This is a genomic window from Aminobacter ciceronei, assembly GCF_014138625.1.
Classification (GTDB): Bacteria; Pseudomonadota; Alphaproteobacteria; order Rhizobiales; family Rhizobiaceae; genus Aminobacter; species Aminobacter ciceronei.
Window position 1 is genome coordinate 177,165 of the sequence record NZ_JACJHY010000004.1, and the last position, 18,645, is coordinate 195,809.

At 64.8% G+C, this 18,645-nt stretch carries 15 protein-coding genes; all 15 read right to left on the reverse strand.

The genetic code is table 11. The annotated features are described in order from the left end of the window. Nucleotides 1-6: 6 nt before the first annotated feature. Nucleotides 7-4,599: a nucleotidyltransferase family protein gene (locus HNQ95_RS06285; protein WP_182573647.1), complete on the reverse strand. Its 4,593-nt coding sequence runs from the start codon at nt 4,597-4,599 to the stop codon at nt 7-9. Further along, nucleotides 4,586-7,246: a phage tail tip lysozyme gene (locus HNQ95_RS06290; protein WP_182573646.1), complete on the reverse strand. Its 2,661-nt coding sequence runs from the start codon at nt 7,244-7,246 to the stop codon at nt 4,586-4,588. Before HNQ95_RS06290 ends, HNQ95_RS06285 begins: the two co-directional genes overlap by 14 nt. Nucleotides 7,247-7,253: 7 nt before the next feature. Continuing rightward, nucleotides 7,254-7,787 (reverse strand): hypothetical protein, encoded by a 534-nt coding sequence (locus tag HNQ95_RS06295; protein WP_246340593.1) that lies wholly within the window; start codon nt 7,785-7,787, stop codon nt 7,254-7,256. Continuing rightward, nucleotides 7,775-8,140: a hypothetical protein gene (locus tag HNQ95_RS06300; protein ID WP_182573645.1), complete on the reverse strand. Its 366-nt coding sequence runs from the start codon at nt 8,138-8,140 to the stop codon at nt 7,775-7,777. The genes HNQ95_RS06295 and HNQ95_RS06300 overlap by 13 nt, the downstream gene beginning before the upstream one ends. Beyond that, nucleotides 8,133-10,805 (reverse strand): phage tail protein, encoded by a 2,673-nt coding sequence (locus HNQ95_RS06305; RefSeq protein ID WP_182573644.1) that lies wholly within the window; start codon nt 10,803-10,805, stop codon nt 8,133-8,135. Before HNQ95_RS06305 ends, HNQ95_RS06300 begins: the two co-directional genes overlap by 8 nt. Further along, nucleotides 10,805-11,470 carry a phage connector family protein gene (locus tag HNQ95_RS06310; protein WP_182573643.1) on the reverse strand — a complete coding sequence of 222 codons (666 nt, stop codon included), beginning with the start codon at nt 11,468-11,470 and terminating at the stop codon, nt 10,805-10,807. The genes HNQ95_RS06305 and HNQ95_RS06310 overlap by 1 nt, the downstream gene beginning before the upstream one ends. Nucleotides 11,471-11,477: 7 nt before the next feature. Further along, nucleotides 11,478-11,912, reverse strand: coding sequence for a hypothetical protein (locus tag HNQ95_RS06315; protein WP_067963532.1), 435 nt, complete (start codon nt 11,910-11,912; stop codon nt 11,478-11,480). Between the two features lie 72 nt (nt 11,913-11,984). Then, nucleotides 11,985-12,293, reverse strand: a complete 309-nt coding sequence (locus HNQ95_RS06320) for a hypothetical protein (protein WP_182573642.1) — start codon at nt 12,291-12,293, stop codon at nt 11,985-11,987. A gap of 12 nt (nt 12,294-12,305) precedes the next feature. Beyond that, nucleotides 12,306-13,139 (reverse strand): phage capsid protein, encoded by an 834-nt coding sequence (locus tag HNQ95_RS06325; protein WP_182573641.1) that lies wholly within the window; start codon nt 13,137-13,139, stop codon nt 12,306-12,308. 196 nt (nt 13,140-13,335) lie between these two features. Then, entirely contained in the window at nt 13,336-14,265 is a 930-nt protein-coding gene (locus tag HNQ95_RS06330) for a hypothetical protein (protein ID WP_246340592.1), read from the reverse strand. Continuing rightward, nucleotides 14,192-14,581, reverse strand: coding sequence for a hypothetical protein (locus tag HNQ95_RS06335; RefSeq protein WP_246340591.1), 390 nt, complete (start codon nt 14,579-14,581; stop codon nt 14,192-14,194). The genes HNQ95_RS06330 and HNQ95_RS06335 overlap by 74 nt, the downstream gene beginning before the upstream one ends. Next, a complete protein-coding gene (locus HNQ95_RS06340; RefSeq protein ID WP_182573640.1) occupies nt 14,578-16,248 on the reverse strand; it encodes a portal protein in 1,671 nt (556 codons plus the stop codon). The genes HNQ95_RS06335 and HNQ95_RS06340 overlap by 4 nt, the downstream gene beginning before the upstream one ends. Continuing rightward, nucleotides 16,248-16,460, reverse strand: a complete 213-nt coding sequence (locus HNQ95_RS06345; RefSeq protein ID WP_067963548.1) for a hypothetical protein — start codon at nt 16,458-16,460, stop codon at nt 16,248-16,250. The genes HNQ95_RS06340 and HNQ95_RS06345 overlap by 1 nt, the downstream gene beginning before the upstream one ends. Further along, a complete protein-coding gene (locus HNQ95_RS06350) occupies nt 16,457-18,031 on the reverse strand; it encodes a terminase large subunit domain-containing protein (protein ID WP_182573639.1) in 1,575 nt (524 codons plus the stop codon). Before HNQ95_RS06350 ends, HNQ95_RS06345 begins: the two co-directional genes overlap by 4 nt. Beyond that, entirely contained in the window at nt 18,018-18,518 is a 501-nt protein-coding gene (locus HNQ95_RS06355) for a terminase small subunit (RefSeq protein WP_182573638.1), read from the reverse strand. Before HNQ95_RS06355 ends, HNQ95_RS06350 begins: the two co-directional genes overlap by 14 nt. Between the last annotated feature and the right edge of the window lie 127 nt (nt 18,519-18,645).

Below are 18,645 nucleotides of genomic sequence, written 5' to 3' on the forward strand. Positions count from 1 at the left end.
GCCGCCCTATGCGGCCAGGGAGGTGAGCTCAGGTTCGACACCTCTGAAATCGTCCGGCAACCCGAAGCCACCCTCTATGATCCAGCGCCAATAGGGCAGCGTCAGGAACGGCGCCATCCTGGAGCGGCGGTCAACATCACCAGACAACATAGCGAGATCACCTGATGAGGCGTGAGCGGGAATGCCGAGCAACCGCGCCGCATCTGTCCCAAGCCGGAATGACGGGCCGAGCCGAGAGCCGTAGGCGTCCCGATCGGCGACGCGCGCGGCGGGCCGGCGCGCCTCGGCTGTCGGATCGGGCAATTGCCCGCCTGCCGAGGCCAATGCATGGAAGCCGGGGCCGCCCAGCTTTTCCCAGGCGTTGTTGATCTCCATGCCGACCGACATGATGCCGGAGCGGTCCAGCCCTGCGGCAATCCATGTTTCGGAATCCTCCGCAAGCTCGCTGCCCGATTCCATGGCCTCGAGCCAGTAGACCAGCATGCCCAGAGCAGACATGCCCAGCGTGCCCGAGACGAACGAGCCCGGACCGTCTTGCAGGCCGTGCATCGATGCACGCTGATTGGCGGCCAGCGCGAAGCTCGTGAATTGTTGCAAGGCCCTGCCCTCCGGCGTGTGAGCAAACAGCGGCACATCCGCCAAGCTCTCGGTGACCACCGTGGTGTCGACGTCCTTGTTGACGGCGGCAGTGAAGGCGCGGCGCGCTTCGTCATCGGTCCAGCGCCCGATCAGCGGAATGTGGACAGTCTCTTCGATCTGTCCGAACAGTGAGTACTGGGCCGCAATTCTTAAGGCCATATCCTCGTCGATACCGACGAATTCCATGTATTTGCGGTCGGCCGCAGAAAGGCCCGCATAGCCCCGGATTCCCGGCTGTGTTACACTTTTTCCAAACAAGGAATCCGATATGCGCCCCACCAATTTAGTGAATTGGGACAACCGCCCAGCAGTCATCGGTGAAGCCGGAGCATTCGCCATGCTCAAGCCCAACTCCCCTTGGGTTCCGGTGGACTTCATGGATGTCTGGGAAACCGCCGACGTGCTCTCCGAAGAGGCCTGGCGCGAACGCTTCAAGAGCTTCGGCGAACTGAACCCGCCGATGTTCTCGCTCGACCAGGTCTCGCCTGCAGCAGCCCGCGCCGCCGAATAGAGCTTCTCGGCCTCCTTCTCCAGCTTGAGGAATTCCTCGGACGTGGGATCAAGATCTCGCGCGAGATTGTACAGCTCTTCCCCGCGTCCGAACTTCGCGTCACGCAGGTTCGATTCCCATAGCTGGACCTCACCCACCGTTCCATCGTCAAAGCGCAGGATGACCTTGCGGTCGAAGTAGCCGTTGGTCTTTTTCTTCCAGCCTTCGTCCAGAACGTCGTATCGCTCCGCCAGCTTCGCAACCACTTCGTCGGCCCGGGCAGGTGTCTCGACCACGAAACCGGCCCGGACCACATCCGTCAGGTGGGACGCGTCGTCATATCCCTTGCGCGCAATCTTGACTGCCGCTTTCTCCTTGTCCTTGAATCCAGAATTTACGAAGGTCGAGCCGGTTGCCTCGGCGACTTCGCTTCCCGCGGCGACGAGTTCGGCCTGCCGTTTGCCGACCACCGCATAGAGCTCATCAAGCGATACAGTCGGCTGCTCAAAGAAATCGCCAATGACCAGCTCTCGGGCCGGCAGGGAAGCGCCATCGCTCGCCGCCAGCACATTCTTCAAGATGCGGTTCTGGACCAGCGCTGAAGAAACGTGCGTGTTCACGTCGGTCAGGAACGGCAGCAGCGTCATTCTGGAGAAGGTGGTGCCCATGTTGTCGATCAGTTGCTCGAAGGGCGGAATCATCGCATGAGGATCGGTCAGCCCGGCCATGGCGGCGATACGCGAGCGCAACAGGTGTTTCACCACCGTGTAAAGGCGCCTGGCATCGGCGGCCGCGAACTTGATCGCGCCGAGATTGGTGACCAGCGGTGCGATACCTTCGTTCATATACCGGCCCAGCCCGTGGACCATCGCCGGCCGCACGGCATCTCCCAGCGACGAAACCAGCATGCCGCCGAGCCGGCCCATGACCTCGAACAGCCCCGCCGTCCGCAAGACGCGGGCGAAGTCGGTGTGCCGGCTGTCGAGCCCGGACTGCCCGCGCAGAAGATCGCGCATGGCGGTGACGTCCGCGATGTCGCTGCTTTCCCGGCGGGTCAGGTCCTGGAGTGCCTTGGCCTTGGCTGCTTCGTCCATGTCGGATGCCTGCACCTGTTCACGCAGTTGCCGGTAATCGTCTTCCAGCCGGCTCAGCTGGCTCTGAAGCGTCGGCTTGCCCGGCCCGCCAAGGCGCCTGTCCAGGCGTGCCAGTTGGACGTCGGCCGCAACGACGCGGGCAAAGCGCCGGCCGATCAATTCGACATCGTGTTCAAGAAACTCCTCGATGAGATCCAAATCGATGTCGAAGGGGCGTCCCGCCAGCAGCCCGTGTCTCGACATCACGATGTCATAGAACGGCATGTCCTGGTTTGCCCGACTGGTGACCTGGGAAAAGATGTCGTCGACAACGCCGTTCACATAGTCCGCCCGCTCCCCCGGCGACCGAAACCGGTGGCTATTCGGCTCGGCCTCCGGCGCCAACTGGTCGAGCGCGTCGGGTTTCACGCCCTTGATGCGGGCGGGCTTGCCCATCTTGTCAGCCTCGCGCTCGAGGCGCGCAAGCTGTTGGTCAACCCACTGCCTCACAATGGTCTTGAAGCGGACTTCGCCGGCTTTCAGCCGCGGGGCGTTGCCGAAGCGGGCCAGAAACAAAATAGCGCCCTGGTCGCTCACGCCAGCCGGCAGCAGCCCTGCCTTGATTGCCAGCTGCTTCAGCGGATAAAACACCGCCTTGCGCCAGGCAACGCCGGCTTTGTGCACCGCCTTGTTGTCGCTTTTATCTCCCTGACGCATGGCCTTGCCGACGGCGATTTTGAACTCTTCCCAGCCCATGTTGAAGCCGCGGGCCTTGCGCGCTTCGTCATAGATGGAGCGCATTCTGGTCAGGGCCTTGGCGACCCCGGCGCGCCCCCAGAATTTCACTTCACTTTCCAAGGCAATCTCACCCTCGCCGCGCGCAGTGTTGTCGAAATGGGAGCCGGTATCGACCAGGTCGGCCATGAGTGAGCGATGAACGGCAGACGGACTGTCCAGGGCGCGCCGCAGCGGCCCGAGATGATCGCTGGCCGGGCCAGCCGTCCCGGCCTCTGCGGCGTTGTCGGCATCTTTGATGTTGCCGTCCGCAGCGACGCCCGCGCTCTGTGCTTCGGCAATGCCCGCCCTGAAGTCAGCCGGCGCCGCGCCGTTGGTGTCGGCCTCGGCCAAGACACTGTCGACCGTGGCCAGCGGCTTTTCGCCCACAGCGTTGTCGACGTCTTTGATGTTTCCGTCTTCAGCAATGCCCGTGACCTGTTCTTCGGCAAGGCCCGCCCTGACTTCAGCCGGAGCCGCGCCGCTGTCGTCGGCCCCGGCCAATACACGGTCGACCGTGGCCAGCGGCTTGGCGCGCGCAGCATTGTCGACGTCTTTGATGTTGCCGTCCGCTGCAGCTTCCGCGAGCTGTTTTTCGGCGACGCCCGCCCTGAAGTCGGCCGGCACAGCCCCGCTGCCGTCGGCCTCCGCCAAAACACGGTCGACAGTGGCGAGCAGCTTTTCGCCCGCAGCGTCGTCGCCGCCTTTAATGTTGCCGTTCGCAGCAGTGCCCGCGACCTGTTTTTCGGCGACGCCGGGCCTGAATTCAGCCGGCACAGCCCCACTGTCGTCGGCCGCGGCCAAAACACTGTCGACAGTGACCAGCGGCTCGGCGCGCGCGGCGTTGTCGGAGTCTTTGATACCGCCGTTCGCAGCAGTGCCCGCGACCTGTTCTTCAGCAATGCCAGCCCTGAGTTCAGCCGGCACAGCCCCGCTGTCGTCGGCCTCGAACAAAACACGGTCGACAGTGGCCAGGGCCGCCTTGCGTTGAGATGCCGAAAACAATGCGCCGACACCCCCACCAAGGAGCGCGCCGAGAACCGCACCGCCACCGATGGCAAGCACGCTCTCTTCGAGAGGCCGCGTCTGCTGTGTTGCCTGCAGCGCCGTTTCGGACACGGTGGCCCCGAGCGCACCGGCAAAGCCGGTCGAGAGCGCCGTACGGGCGATGGTTGCACCGGTCGTTGCGCCACGCACCAGAGCCCCGCCCGGGAGGAGCGATGGCCAGTCGAACGCTTGAGCGCCGAATTGTGCAATTGTCGCAGTCCACCCGCCAGCTTCGAGAATGCGGTCGTCTTCCCGCTCCATGTCGATCTGGCTTTTCATGGCTGCGTGCGCGCGCCAGTTGCGCAGCGTGGTGAAGCGCTCCCAATGCGGTTCGTAAGCCGTGCCGCGAATGTCATTCCAGGCAGCTTCGCCTGTATAGCTCGCTTCGGGCGTCGTCCGATCGATGCCGGCCAGCTTGTTGTTGGCTGCCGAGCCGAACGTATTGCCATCTCGCCACGCTGCCCCGATCACCGTCGCCGTGTCGGGATCAAACTCCGGCTCGTCCATCTGCGTGTAGTCGAGCGCGCGGAAGGCGCCCAGCACAGGACGCTCATCGGGATACTCAATCTGCGGCATCGTCGCTCCACATGGCGTCGTTCATCGCATGACCGAAGGTGATTGGCAGTTTCTCGGGATCGAAGGTTGGCTTTGCCGGAGTCTCAAGCGGTCGCTTTCGGATTGTTTCGGACTGGGATCGGCCAAGCTCGCGGGCAGCTTCGGCCGCGCGTGCCTTCATCCAGTCGGGGCCGACGGTTGCCTCGAGCGCACGCATCGCTGCAGCATCGCCGGCGCGTGTCGCATCACTCGCAGCATCCTGGCGCGCGCGCTCGGCCATGGAGAGCTTGCCGAGCTTGTCGCTGTATCGCTTGAAGGTCGCAGCATCGACACCCCATGGCGGGCCGAAGACCTCACTGAACTGCGTCTGGCCGCCTGACGTGTATTGATAGAACAGGCGATAGCGTGGGGGGCGTTTTGCCTCGATGTCGGCACGCGTCTTGTCGGACGCCAGGATCGCGACGTTCTCGACCTTCCGGCCGAGCTTGGCGGCGTAGTCGCTGGCGGTCTTCATGGCATCTTCGCGCAGATAGTCGAGGCTGCCGCCGATCGCCGGATAGTGCAACTCGGGCGGCATCCGCATCAGATTCGGAGAGCCCGAAACGTTGCTGACGTTCCAACGGCGCTTGAGGTCGGTGAGCGCCGCGGCCTTCGCCGCAGCGGCATCGCCGCCATATTCGTAGAACTTTTCTTCGGCGATCTCGCGATATTCGGCCAGCAGACCGTTGGGCTGTTGCGGGACGATGCCGGCGCCGGGCGCCGAAGACAACCAGCCCGGGTCAAAGGAGCTCGTCACATCAGAGACGCTCAGATACTTGATGAACCTGGCCGCCTTGGTCTTCAGCACTTCGCGATTGGCCATCATCAACGGATCGGACGCGGCGAGAATGCGGGTTGCTGCTTCTTCGCCGCTGAGGCCGAGATCAACGACCATGTGGCGGAAGACGCCGAGCTTTTCGCGCGCCTGTGCACCACCTTCGAAGGCGCCGAACGAAACGGGCGCAAGAGGTTCGAGCGTGTCGGCCTTCGACATGGCCGCCGCGAAAGTCGCCGGATCGGTCGACGCCACACCCTTGCGAATATCAGCCTGCACGCTCTTCGGGATGTAGCCGGTGCGCGCGACAAACTCTGATGTGATTGCATTCTGCTGGACGGCATCTTCGGCTGCGGCAAAGAGCTTGTCATAGGTCTTGTCGGCAATGCTGGTCTGGTCGCTGTCGAAGCTGTCGACGTCGACCTTGCCGCCGGCCAGGGCGCCGATCATCGCATTGACGCCGCCGCTTTCCTGCTGCGCGACGCGGAGGGTCGTCACGAGGTCGGCCTTGTCGCTGCTTTCGAGCGTCGCGTCGGCCAGGATCACGCTTTCCCGAACCGTGTCCGGCTCGGTGGCAATCAGGTCATTATAGCGCTGCTTCGTCGTTGCGCGCTGCCGCGTGACCTGCTGGCTGTGTTCCGTCTCGCCCCATGACGCCAATTGGTCCCGGCGGTCATACGGAATCTTGTCGAGGTCGGCGTCTTCAGCCTGCGGGTTCTCGCCTGCAATACGAAGCGCGTTGTCACGCCGCCCCGTCCAATTGTGCGCGCCCCGCGCATTGCTGGCAGACCATCCCGCCGGTCGCTCGTAACCGGTGAAGGCTGCAGCGGCGTCTTCTGCGTTCGTCGACCGCGCGAGATTTTCGCCTGCCGCGCGCTCGCTCGTGCGCAACTCGTGATCAATGAAATCGATCTGGGTATCGAAGTCGTGCCAGTCAGTGCCTTGCGATGCAGCGAACGCCTTGAGCGCCTGCGCGCGCTTTCCGTTCCATTGGGCAATGCCAATGCTGTCCGAGCCGTCGCTTCCGTCGCCAGCGTTGCGGGCCTGTGTATTGAGGCTGACGCCGGACTCCGCTTGCAGGTTGCCGACGATGCCTGCCGCCTGGTGCGGCGCCCAACCCTTCGCAATCAGGCGCTGATAGGCTCGCCCGACACGCCCGCCAACCGGAGCGCGCATCTGAGATACTGCAGCGGCCGGATCCTGCTGGAATGTCCAGCGCCACTTGCTTTCGGCGGCGTCGGCTTCCCACTGCTGCCGGCGCGCCGCCTTCCACGGCTCGGGCATGTCAGTCGAATTGATCGCCTCCAGCCCCGCGCGCTTGAGCTGTACAAAATCGGCGGCATTGTTCTTAATCTGCGTGCGGTAAGCGTCGAGGTTGGTGTTGGTGGTGCGGTCGTAATAGGCGCCCTTGGCGTTTCGCTCGTATTCGTCAGCCTTCTCATAAAGCGAATTGCCGCGGGACAGAATGTTGTTCAGGTATCCCGTCTGGGCGTCCTTGGTCAGGCCTTCGAAATTGGCTTTGGCGAAGTCGTTAGCGCGCTGCTGGTGGCCTTCCATGAACTGGCGGGTGAAGCCGATGCCGCTTTCCGAGCTGTCCTCACGCGCCTTGAGGAAACGCTGTTCCTCATCGGCGAGAAACCGGGTCAGGCTGGTCGAGACAGCGTTGGAACGGTCGTGGGCGACGTCGATCTTTTCGCGCTCGGCAAGCTCTTGCAGGCTGTAGCTCGCCTGCACGACGGCCTGGCCGGCGTCGGCAAGGGCAGCCCCCACCATCGGCGTCGGCCCGGCATTGGCGATGCGGCCCGAACGCGGATCGGCGTAAGCGACGTCGCGTGCTGTGGGAATGGTCACCATGCGCTGTTCACCTGGGGGCGTTGTAGGGGAGAGAGACCGAGCTCCGGTCCTGCGTCTTCTTGTTGCTTTCGCCGAACCGGCTGAACAAAGACGACATGCCGGAGAACAGCGAACCGGCCGCCCGGATGCGTGCCGCGCGCATGGCGCTCTCGGCGTTGTAGCCGGCGACCTTGGCGGCGTCGTTGTAGCCGCGCGCCTGCTGGTCACCCTTGTAGATGTCGGTTTCCGCCGCGAGCCGCACCCGCTCCGACGTGTCGTCCATGATGTCGATGACCGAGGGATCGGTCATGTTGCCGCCCGAGCCGGCAATGGCCGCCTGCTGCTGCGACAGAAGCTGCCGGCCATCGCGATAGCGGGCCATGGCGTCGCGCTGGCTTGCCGCCGCAGCCTCGTCGGCCTGCTGGGCAGCAACCTTCTGTTCGTACTGGAAGCGGGCCTTCTGTTCGCGGCCCTCCTGCATGGCGCCGGCAACCGACATGATCGTGCCGCCGATGCTGGCGATCGTGCCGATCGCCCCAAGAACAGGTGTCAGGAAACCCATTGCCAAACCACCTTTCCATCCAAGATCTCGTCAGTCGGCCTGAAGCCGAGCTTCAGCATCAGCGCTTCGGCGCGGGGGATCGCGGTGTCGCATGTCGCCTTGATGACGCGGGCACCGCTTGCCTTGACCTCCGCCAGCACCTGAAGGATGTGGCGGAAGATGAATGGCTTGCGCATGGCCGCCGGCACCTCGAGGAAGGCCATCCACTCGCCCTCACCCGTCTCGATGACGCAGCCGAAACCGGCGAGCAGGCGACGGCGCCACAGCGCGCGGCCGACCCACCGGCTTGTTACCTGCACGCCGCCATAGAAGCGGGCGAAGTCGATGTCGTCGGCGGGCCTGATGTCAGCCATTGGTCTTCACATCCATCACCAGCGAGCCGGCGGTGAACGGATAGGGCGAGCGATGTTCGAGGCAGAGCCGGCTGTCGGTGTCCCAGTCGCTCGACACCGACATCATGTCGGCGTCGAAGCTGGTGAACAGTCTGTTTGCCGCGATCGGCTTGTCGCCCTTGGTCACCGTCAGCCGGTGCAGGCTGTCGAAGGTGTTGCCCACGTGCAGGCCGTCCAGCATGGTGTAGACCAGATACATGCCGAGCTGCGACACGCGTTTCTTGCGGAACAGTGCGGTGCCGTTGGCAGCGCCATAAGCCAGCTTGGTCGACTGCCAGCGCCCGACATAAGGGAGGCCGATCACCACTGCCCGGCCGGCCGGCTGCGGCGGCAGCACCACCTGCCCCGAGACAACGGGATAGAGGTTGTCCTGGTCATGCAGGGCCGCACCGTCGAGCCAGACGGTGACGCCCTTGCCGTTGAGATGCGGCACGGCAAATGTCGTCTGCCCCGCCGTGGTTGTGAAGCGCCTGAAACCGTCGGCCAGGCAGTTCACCTTGCCGCCGCGGCAGTCCTTCAGGTCGGCCAGCCTTTCCAGGCGTTGCGTGCCGTTGCGGAGCATGGCGAAATAGACATTGTCCTGGCCCTTGCCGCGACAGGCGATGACCTGCTTGAACGCACCGTCGGTGACGACGCGCGACCAGGCGACCACCTTCTCCGAAGGGCGATAGGTCAAGGCGCGGGCCTCGCCGTTTTCGAGGATGAACCAAACCACCGTGTCGGGCTGGCGCTGCACGGCCATGCTGACGATGGGCGAGCCGCCGCAGACCTCCTCATGCATCGCCATCAGGTCCATGGCGCTGTAATCGAGCGTGCCCTGCTCGGCGATCAGCGCAAAGACCCTGAGGCCGGTGCTCTGCACGAAGATGCCGTCCTTGTCGCATTTGACCGCGCGCAGGTCGTAGCTGCCTTGCGTCGAGCCATCGACGGGAAACCAGCTCGACGCCGTCAGCGGCTCGTCGAAGCTCGACGACTTGATCGAGATCTCGGAATTGTCGGTGCCGGCGATGAGCCGCTGCAGGCCGAGCAGCCAGAGGATGCCCCTGTCGGTGCTGGCGCCGATCGAGCGGTAGATGGGCGCGCTGTCGCCCTCGACATTGTCGTTGAAGCTGTGGAAGGCATCGGGCACAGAGCCGTGCACGAAGTCGCCCTTGCCCCAGTAGAGCCGGCCGCCGAAGGCCTCGATGCCCCACGGCCAGCCGTCGAAGTCCGACCAGGTCGAAAAGTCCCATTCGAAGGTCGGGCTCAGCGAATAGAAGCGGCTCAACACTTCGACGTTGGCAACGGTGGCGCTGCCATAGGCAGTCATGCGGGCAATGCCGACCTGGCTGCCGCCGGTGTAGACCAGCGCGGTGTCGATGGTGCCGCTGGTGAAGGTGACGGCGACGAAGCGGAAGAACTTGACGACGTTGTTGTCGGGGTCGCGGTAGTTGGTCGGGCCGGTGTTGGCCGCATAGGTGCTCACCGTGCTCCAGGCGCCGGGATTGCCGCTGCCGTCATCGGTGGCGACCTCGAGCCGGACCGAACCCGCCCAGATGCCGGAGACCTGGAAGCTGAAATCGCGTGCCGCATTGACGCCGGACACGCGGATCGAGGCGCCATTTGCCGGGGCGGCGGTGAAACTCTCCTGCACCGTCTGGCCGGACTGGAACAGGCGGAACAGGCGGCCGACCATGCTCGCTTCGAACAGCGGCCGGCTGGCCGTCAGCGTGCCGTTGCCGGTGTAGACGGACGGCGTCAGCGCCACCGTGCCGTCGGCTGACACAAAGGGGCCGTCGTCGACCTTGTAGCGCTGGATGCCCCAGCTGGTGTCGCCACGGCGCTGGATCTCACGCTGCTGGAACTGGCGCGAGGCGAGATAGAGCACGTCGATATTCTGCTTGTGCCGGGGGGCTGCGAGATCGGCCGTGGTCCATGGCGTCGAAATGACAAGCGTTCCCGGCGCATCGATCTGGCAGCGGGCGACCAGCGCCTGGCGCGCCTTGTCGGTGTAGATCTCGAGATGGATGCTGGCGCTGTTGGGCGTGAAGGCGATCGAATGGTCGCCGTCGTCGAGGATCGACAGCGGCAGGATGTCGCTGGCGCCTGCGGACGAGCCGATATGCACCCAGACCGGGCCGCGGACAATTTCGACACGCAGGCCGTGTTCCTTGCCCTGGTCGCCGGCTGCCACCGATATCGTCTGGCGCGCCGCCGCCCTGCCCTGGGTGGTGCCGGTCAGCACCAGATTGCCGCCCGCGACATTTGCCGAAGCGCCGACGGCGCTGGCATTGGTCCAGCCGGTGAAGGAATTGAAGTCGCCATTGGTAATCGTGGTCGAGACGGCGACACGCGAGACGAAGGCATTGTCCTTCAAGACCCGCATCTCGTTGTTCGACAGGATCGGCACCAGCATCGAGGCATTCGAGCCGGCGAAGGAATATTCGAGCAGCCGGACATCCCCGAGATCGATGTCGGCAATGTGCTCGAGGCCGGGCCGCAGCGTCATCGAGCCGACGACACGCGGCAAGATGTTGGAGCTCAGCGCCGAGGCGAACTGCATGCGCTCGAGGTCGAGGCGCGACAGCGCTTCCTCGCCGATCTCGCCGCCGTTCAGGGAATAGACTGGGGCCGAAACGCGCGGCATCAGACCTCCCCCTCGCCAAAGCTGATCTGGCCGCCGACGAGTGTCGCGCCGCCGTCATGACGGCCGCCGACACCACTGCTGCGCCGGGCGCGCAGCCAGCTGCCCGGCTCTATCAGCTTGTTGTTTTCGTTGCGGGCATCGATGTTCTTGGCCTGCACCAGGGCACGCTCCATGCGCTGGCGCAGCTTTTCTTCCAGCGTATCGCCCGACGTCAGCTTGCCGCAGGTGTCGAAGGCGAGCTTGAGGGCGACGTAGCGCCAGAACATCGTCGGCCAGGTCACGACCTTGTCGTCGGCGGCATTCGCATCGCTGATGAAGCGCAGATAAAGCGCCGGCGTCTGCGCATGCAGGCGGCCGCCCTCGTCGGTATAGTCATGGAAGGTCGCGAAGTCTGATGTGTCCGAGACAACAAGCGTGCGCAGCCAGCCCTGGGGGTAGTCGAAGGCATGGGCCCAGCCCAGGGCTGGTGTTGCGGCCGCGTTGGGCGACAAGGCAATGGAGGCCTTGGCAAAGTTCCAGTCGCCCGAATTGAAGGCTTCCTCGACAGCACCGCCCCAGGCGTTGGCGAAGACATAGGTGGCTTCGACATCGTCGGTGAGGGTTGTGATGGCGGCCTTTTCCAGGTGGACCAGCGCCTGCTTCCAGATCTCGAGCTTTGTCGCCATGGCACAGTCAGCCCTTCATCTGCTGGACATACCGGTCGGCTGCTTTTTCAGCCGCGTCCCTGGTGTCGAAACCGGTCTGGATGACGTTGCCGCCATGCAGGAAACGCCATTTGTGGTGCGGGCCGCCGAAGCTGACCTCGGCCGGGCTGACCTCGGTGGCGGTCGCCCTGGGGGCGCTGTCCTCGTCGAACAGCCTGATGACGCGGACAACCGCCGTGGTCTTGGTGACGGCGAGCACACGCAGCGTGCAGTCGAGGCCGAAATCATCCGAAACGATGTCGATGGTCATGCCGCGCCGGAACACCGTGAGGTGGTTGGCAAAGAATTCGGGGTGGGTGACGTCGGCGAGCGTGGTGTCCGACGGCACTGTCGCTGCATAACGGCCGATGGCGTAGTCGGCCTGGGCGAAGCGATGCCCGGCAAGCTTGGTGACTTCAGTCATTGTTTTCACCTGGGATCAAAGGGAAATGAAAGGGGAAAGGGAGGCCCGCAGGCCTCCCCCAGTCGCTTCGAGTCAATCGGTGTCGGTCGCGGTGATGGCGAGGCCGTCGGTCAGGTCGATGCCGCGACCGTCGCTGCCGGTCTTCTCGTCGATCACCCAGCAATGGTGGATCGCCGTCACCGGGCCGGCCAGCGTGGTCGTGCGCGTGCGCACGATGACGATGTCACCCTGGCGGGCGCCCTTGGCGTGGCCGTCGCTGACATAGTTGGAGGTATTGACCGTCGCGATGGCGTCGACCGAATCCAGCAGCCACGTCTTCATGGTGCTGGCGCCGGAAAGACCATCGGTCAGGAGCTTGAAGCCGTTCGTTTCATAAGCCATTTCCAAGCCTCCTCAGGAGAACGCAGCGGTGTCGTCGGTGACGACCTTGATGACGCCGGCCTGCTGCAGGATGGTGCTGCCGTCGTAGATCGTGGCACGGTCGTAGGAGTAGTCGTCCTCGCCGTTGAAGCCGGCATCGACCTTCACGTCGCCGGCGATGGCGTGACCCACGGCCGGCTTGGCGAAGATGAAGTTGGACGCGGTCGCCGTGCCCATGCCCGGCAGGTCGGTGTGCATGATGTGCTTGGCGCCGAGCCAGAGCTTCGGCCGGTCGAGCGTCAGGCCGACGAGCGGCTTGGCGTCGATATAGTCGGCCGACTTGAACTCCTGGAAGGTGAGCAGGCGGGCCCAGGCTTTCGGCGTCCACAGGCAGGTGATCTCGTTGCCGGCCATGACGTCGAGCTCGAACAGGTCGGACAAGGCGTCGACCGTCTTGCCGTAGGTCAGGGTCTGGGCCGCACCGCCGGCATAGGCGTTGGTGGCGGTCGACAGCGCCTCGATGATGGTCATGTCGATTTCGCGCGAGGCGGTCAGCGCACTGGCGTTCTGCATCGCTTCACGCAGGTTGGCAGCCGCGGTGAACACGTCGAAGCCGGGACGGGTTTCCTTGGTGTGCTTTTCTTCCAGCGTGATCGTCGGCTGGCTGTCGGTGCGGTTGCGCGACGGGATGAGACCGTTCGTGCCGCGCCTGGTCATGCGCCCGGCAGCGCCCTGGAGCGCGAACGAGGCGGTCAGGCCGCTGACCATGAGTTCCTTGGTGACGCAGTCCTTGAGGTAGGTTTCGCCGCGCTGAAAGGCGACGACCCACTCATCCCGGTACTGGGTTTTCGTGATGGCATAAGGCATCTCGATATCCTTCGATGATGATTGGAGGGTCTTTCAGCCGTGATCGGGGTGCAGCAGGCAGGGCTTTCGCGGGATGCCGTGCCGGGGGCACGGGGCCGCTACTCACCCCGTCGCGGGGCGTCACATCAGCTTTTCTTGTTGGAGCGTTTTGCGGGGCCGTTGCCGGGGTGCCGCGATAAGTCTTGATCCGCCCGGATCACTTCCGGGCGTTTATCTTGTCGAGCTGGGCATAGATCCTGGTCAGTTTGCCCTGGACGGCGTCGCTCTTGTATTTCTCCGGGTCGGAGACGCGCAGCGCCAGGAGCTCCTGCTGCTGGGCTTCGAGCGTCTTGCCGGTCGCCTCGATGTCGCCGGTGAGGATCGCCGTCGAGCCGTAATAGTCGGCGCCGATGGTCGCCATCATCTTGACGAAGCCGAGATTGTCCTGCAGGCGCGAGCCATCCATCAGGCGCAGGCCCATCATCTGGCCGAAACCGTCGTCGCCGAGATGCGCCCGCATCAGCTCCTGGGCGGCGCCGATCTGGCCGTCATAGTCGCCGCCCCATTCGCTGCGCAGGGTCTTCTGCGTGTCGCCGGCGACCTTGGCCAGCTGGGCATTCAGCTCCTGGGCCTGGGTGGCGGCGAAATCCTGGTACCAGTCAAGCGCTGCGGCTGCCACCTTCGGCGGCACGTGGCGCTCATGCATCGCCGCCTTGAAGTCGGAGAGGATCGCCCTGTCGGCGTCGGTGACCTCGAAACCCTCGCGGAACGCGCCGGGATATTGGGCGGCATCTTCCGGGATGCCGTTGGCGGCGCGATAGGCCTTGACGTCTTCCGGCGTCGACTTCTCGGTCAGTTCGACCTGCCGGCCGCCATTCTTGGCATTCCTGTAGCCCTCGCGGAAGGCCTTCGAAATCTCGTCGGTCGACCTGTAGCGCTCGAGCTGCTTCATCATCGCGGCATCGCCGCCGGCCAGCTGTTCGCGGAACGACTGCAGTGCCGCGTCGGCGCCAGGTAGCGGCGAATTTGGCGCCGGCGACGTCGAACCCGGCGAATGCGACACCGGCGCCGGGCTATTGTCTGGCGCGGTCGGCGTTGCGGTCGTCGGCTGGTTTGCCTGTGCGTCGGTCATGGGCTGGTCGGTCATTGCTCTCACCTGTCAAAATGGAAAGGGAATGGGAAATCAGCTTCCGGATCTGGAAGCCGACATGCTGCTTGCCGGCGGCAAAAGAACTGTCGCGCTCGCCGCCATGCTCCGACGGCATCCAGGAGGGTTGATGCAGGCCGCAAATATGCAGCACCGCGCCCAGCGCCCGCTTCTGCTGCTCCTCATTGGCAATGCCGGCGGCCAGCGCCTGGAGCGCTGCGCAATCGGCCTTGCGGATTTCCAGATCGCTGCGCGGCATCTCGTTGTCAGGGCGCACCGTGACCGGGTGCCAGGGGCGATAGGGCTTCTGGCTCATTGTCCGAGTGCCGCCCGGATCGACTGCGCGGCATCACCGACCTGGGTGGCGACAGCGGCGCCAGTGCCGACCTGCTGCATCTGCTGCTGTTCGGCCATGGCCTGCTGGCTCTGCTTGAGATTGGCCGCCGCCTGCTCGGCATCGAGCAGCCAGTCGGCGCGGCTGTTCGGGATCGCGGCAAAGGCGTCGCGAAACATGGTGCGGGCATCGACCTCGCCGGCCAGCGACGGATCGAGCGACACGCCTGCCTGCAGGATGGCGGCACTTTCCTGGAAGGCGTTGAGCACCTGCCGGTCGCGCGCTTCCTTCAGCGCATTGTTGAACTCGTACTGGATGTTCTGGCCGAGCAGGATGTCGGGCATGTCCAAGGGCACGCCGTTGCGGTCCACCGGGCCATAACCGCCGGCCCGCATCACCTTTTCGGTGGTCAGGTCGAGCACCGCACCGGTCCATTCATGTTCGATCGGGCCGAACAGCGGCATGGCGTTGCGGATCCATTCCTGGACGCGCTGCGCTGCCTCGTAAGCCGTCATCGTCTTGTCGGCCTGGGCGATCGGCTGCAGCTTACTCAGGAAGAAGGCGTCGCCGAGCTGGTTGCGCTGGTCGTTGATCAGGTCGATGCCGAGGCCGACATTCTTGCCCAAGTCGAGCACGCGCAGTGCCGCCCCCAGGCGTTCGTCGTACTGGCTGTCGATGAAGGTGATGCCGTTGGCGCCGAGATCGACCGGCGACAAAAGCGCATCCTGGGTGGCGACCAGCGGCGGGTCGACCTGCTTTTCGCCGGCCTCGATGATCGTCATCTTCATGCGTTGCAGCATGCGGCTTTCGGTCAGGCCGATCGACGCCGCCGTCGACACGGCGTAGAACTTGCCCGACAACAGCCACCAGCGCGGCACGACATAATCGAAGGTGAAAGCAGGCAGTTCCTGCAGGATGGTGCCGTCTTCGCTGACATAGACATCCGCCCACTTCGCCCCCTTGGGGAATTTGCGGCGCGGCTCGTAGAGCTCCAGCGGGATGAAGATGTGGCGGACCTTGAAGGTCGTCTTCGTATCCTTGTTGCGCAGCGCGTTCTTCACCTGCTGCGGCAGCCTCGCCTCACCGAACAGATGGGCCATGGCGGCAGCGGTCATGTCGCATTTGCGGTGGACATGGTTGACCTGGCCGTCGGGCCCCTCCTGCCCCGCCATGTTTTTGGGATGGTGGCAGCGGTAGATGAGGTTGTCGCGGTTCCTGTTGTAGCTGACCTGCAGCCAGCCCATGCCGAAGGCGGCGAAGTCATGCTCGACCTGCTGTGCGGCGCGGCGAAAGCCGCTGTCGCGCGAATTCAGGATGGCGCTGTTCACGTCGGTCATGAATTCGAGGAAAGACGCAGCATCGCGGTCACGGCCGATGCGGTTGTTGGAGGCCGCCGCCTTGAACCATTGGCGCCCATCGGGCCGCACCATCGAGCCGATCTGGTCGCCAAGCTCGCGCCGCATCAGCACGGGCGTGGCATCGGTCAGATGCGCGGCGAACTCCTGGCCGAGCACGATTTCCGTCGTGAAGTCGGCGCGCTCGGGGAACAGGAATTCGGCGATTTCCTGATACAGGCTGTCGAGCGCACCCTTGGCGGAAAAGAGGCGCGCATCGATCGCCATCAGGTCGCGGCCTGCCTGGTCGCTCATCAGCTCGCTCCGAGCGTTCCGCGCGAGAACTCACGCCCGATCGTACCCGGAACCTGGGCCAGGCGGTCGGTGGCGGCGCTGCTTTTGGCCGCCGGGGCCAGCGAGCGCGTCCGGCTGCGCTGGCGCTTGGCCAAGGGATCTTCCGGGTCGGGCATCGTTGCCGGCGGCTCCGGCTCGGGCATCGGCTGTTTCTTTCCGAAAAGTCCACTCATCGGCGTTTTCCTCGCAGTTTGGCCTTCAAGGCACTGTTTGACGTCACGGATTGCAGCCGCAGCCTCGATTGCTCGCGCCGCTCCTGCGCGGCCTTCGGGCGCTTCAGCCCGCTGATGGCAGACGCCGACAGCATGATGGTGGTGTCGCCCTTGTCGGGGGAGCGGCCGAGCTGTTCGCGCATGACATCCTTGGGCAGGACAAGGATGTCCTCGCCGCCGCCCCCGACGCGGATTTCATAGCGATAGGCGGCGAGATCGACTTCCAGCTCGGCATCCGGCGGCAAGGCGATGCGCGCGCCATAGGCCGGGTCGAGCTGTTCGCGAAACTGCCAGACGGCCTGGGCCCGGAGATTGGCAAAACCGTACAGGCCGTCGCGTGTCGAAGCGGTCGAGCCGCTGCCGCCCTTGAAGCCGAAACAGTCGACATCGGCATGGGCAAGCTGGGTCAGCGTGTCGCCGCCATAACCGCCGCCGGCATCGACCACCACACGACAACGGTCGCGCATCTGCCTGACGATCAGCCCGGCTGCCGTCGGCCCGTCGGGCGTTTCGCTGCCCTTGTAGCTGGCAAAAGGCGAATACCACCACTCGCGCCGGCTCTGGATCTGCGTCTTGTCGGATCCGCCCTGGGCGATGTCGGCGGCCACTGCCGTCATCGGCAGGTCGGGCGGAGTGGCGAGCCACCGCGCCTGCGCCTGCCTGATCCAGCCGGTCGGGATCACCTGCCAGGGATCGTCCTTGCCGCCTGCCTCGAACGAGCCGTAGCGCAGCCGCTCGCGGATCTCGTCGGGCAGGCTTTCGAGCTGGGCGGCATAACCCGTCGCCATCAGCTCCGGATTGTCTTCCAGCATCGAGCGGATGAAGGTTCTCGACCTCGGACGTTCGCCCTTCGGCCCCTCATAGTCGGCATCGACCTCGCGGTCCTCGCCGCCGATGGTGGTGAACCATCGGAGTTCGCCAGAAGCCGCAGGCTTTGGGTGGCTTTTGTCGAGCCATGGCGCCCAGTACCTGACCACCCACATGCCCTCGGCCGAGGTCGGCGGGTTGCCTGTTGCAACGACCCGGCAGCGCCGGCCCCTGGCATCGCGCAACCAGCCGATGATGTAGCGGTACTGGCTCTCGGTGAACTGGGTGATCTCGTCGAAGGCCTTCAGCCTATGCGCCCGGCCCTGGTATTTTTCCTTGTCGGCCTCATGCGGCACGCCGCCGAGCTCGATCTTGCCGCCATTGGCCAGGCGCCAGACATGCGACTGGCTGTTGTAGCCGCCGCGGCCGCCGAGCATGCGGGCGAGCTCGTCCTCGATGCCCTTGAGCTGGGTCGCCTGTCTGCGCAGGATCAGTGCCGGCTGGTACTCTTCGAGCGCCAGGCCGCAGATCAACGTCGTCTTGCCGCCGCCGGCCGCACCGCCATAAAAGGTCTCGTCGGCCTCGGACAGCCACGCCTCGGTCTGCGGCCCGGGGTTGGGGATCATGTAGCGGCCGACCGACGCCTTCACCGCCTCGTCGATCACTTCCTGGCGCGCCTGCGCCGGCAGGGCGTCGAGGGCCGCCAGCACCTCACTGAGCTGCACTGTTCAGTCCCTGCGCCAGGAGGAAGGCGACGCGGCGGGCAATGTCGTTCTTGGACAGCTCGTCCACCGCAGAGGTCAGCGCAGCACCGCCCTTGCCGGTTACCTCCGCCTTGTCGGCAAGGCCGAGCTCGCGGGCGACAATCGTCGGGTTCAACAGATCGGCCGCCGCAGCCTCGAATTTCTGCGTCCGGATGACCGCCTCGGCCCGCGCGGTGACCTCGTCATAGCCGTCGCGCTCGCCATAGCCGTCCCATGTCGCGCGGCCGATGCCGAGAAAGATGCACAGGCCCGAAATCGTCATCGCCCGCATCCGCTCGATCTGTTCGACCTTGACCTCGCCCTGATAGGCAAAGGGCCTGGCTTCAAAGAGCGGGTTGGCCTCGACCCAGTCGAAATATTCGCTGCAGGCCGCCCACAGCGCGTCGGGCGTGGCAAAGACCGCGCCATAAGAGCTGCGCGCCTTCCAGAACGGGGTGGGTGCGGGCATGGAGGTCCTTTCGCCGGGCGATCGGTTGAGGGCGAGCGCGGCGCGCTGGCTGCGAGGGGCGGCGCCGGTCAGGCTGACAGGTCACAACGCGCCGGCCCGCAAACATCCACCTGTGAACCAGAGTTGA

Excerpts from the sequence above, each read along its gene's own strand:
- HNQ95_RS06320 (WP_182573642.1), bottom strand. The coding sequence starts at position 12,293 with ATGGCTTATGAAACGAACGGCTTCAAGCTCCTGACCGATGGTCTTTCC.
- HNQ95_RS06325 (WP_182573641.1), bottom strand. The coding sequence starts at position 13,139 with ATGCCTTATGCCATCACGAAAACCCAGTACCGGGATGAGTGGGTCGTC.
- HNQ95_RS06310 (WP_182573643.1), bottom strand. The coding sequence starts at position 11,470 with ATGGCGACAAAGCTCGAGATCTGGAAGCAGGCGCTGGTCCACCTGGAA.
- HNQ95_RS06355 (WP_182573638.1), bottom strand. The coding sequence starts at position 18,518 with ATGCCCGCACCCACCCCGTTCTGGAAGGCGCGCAGCTCTTATGGCGCG.
- HNQ95_RS06285 (WP_182573647.1), bottom strand. The coding sequence starts at position 4,599 with ATGCCGCAGATTGAGTATCCCGATGAGCGTCCTGTGCTGGGCGCCTTC.
- HNQ95_RS06315 (WP_067963532.1), bottom strand. The coding sequence starts at position 11,912 with ATGACTGAAGTCACCAAGCTTGCCGGGCATCGCTTCGCCCAGGCCGAC.
- HNQ95_RS06295 (WP_246340593.1), bottom strand. The coding sequence starts at position 7,787 with ATGGGTTTCCTGACACCTGTTCTTGGGGCGATCGGCACGATCGCCAGC.
- HNQ95_RS06335 (WP_246340591.1), bottom strand. The coding sequence starts at position 14,581 with ATGAGCCAGAAGCCCTATCGCCCCTGGCACCCGGTCACGGTGCGCCCT.
- HNQ95_RS06300 (WP_182573645.1), bottom strand. The coding sequence starts at position 8,140 with ATGGCTGACATCAGGCCCGCCGACGACATCGACTTCGCCCGCTTCTAT.
- HNQ95_RS06305 (WP_182573644.1), bottom strand. The coding sequence starts at position 10,805 with ATGCCGCGCGTTTCGGCCCCAGTCTATTCCCTGAACGGCGGCGAGATC.
- HNQ95_RS06330 (WP_246340592.1), bottom strand. The coding sequence starts at position 14,265 with ATGACCGACCAGCCCATGACCGACGCACAGGCAAACCAGCCGACGACC.
- HNQ95_RS06340 (WP_182573640.1), bottom strand. The coding sequence starts at position 16,248 with ATGAGCGACCAGGCAGGCCGCGACCTGATGGCGATCGATGCGCGCCTC.
- HNQ95_RS06345 (WP_067963548.1), bottom strand. The coding sequence starts at position 16,460 with ATGAGTGGACTTTTCGGAAAGAAACAGCCGATGCCCGAGCCGGAGCCG.
- HNQ95_RS06290 (WP_182573646.1), bottom strand. The coding sequence starts at position 7,246 with ATGGTGACCATTCCCACAGCACGCGACGTCGCTTACGCCGATCCGCGT.